1 pseudogene is annotated in these 316 nt (G+C 39.9%); it reads right to left on the bottom strand.

Going from position 1 to position 316, the window contains the following annotated elements:
• Positions 1-4: 4 nt before the first annotated feature.
• Positions 5-316: pseudogene (locus ACFIMM_RS06710) on the bottom strand (P-type conjugative transfer protein TrbJ); the annotation flags it as partial.

Raw genomic sequence — 316 nt, 5'->3', positions numbered from 1 at the left:
TTATTTAATATGCATGTCCACGATCTGTATCTGGCGATTTTGTTTCAAAAAACTTTTCAACATCGGCATCATATTTGGCTTTACGCTCCACTTCATTGGCCGTGTAGTTTGCTTGTAAAGTGGTATTATTAGCAACAAGATCACGAAGTAGCTGCAACTGTTTCACTTGTTGTGCAGCAATTTCATTTCCAGCTTGAATGGCTTGCATACGCCCTTCTGCGCTTGCTGAACGATCAACAAGTTTTTGCATAAGTTTGTCTTCATCATCAAAACTGCTAGTGTTAATCCCTGCGGCTTCAATAGCAATACGGGAATT

Source organism: Bartonella sp. AP258QHHD, assembly GCF_042196145.1.
Lineage (GTDB): Bacteria > Pseudomonadota > Alphaproteobacteria > Rhizobiales > Rhizobiaceae > Bartonella.
The sequence above is the reverse complement of the archived record's forward strand: the minus strand, read 5'-3'. Positions and strand labels throughout refer to the sequence as shown.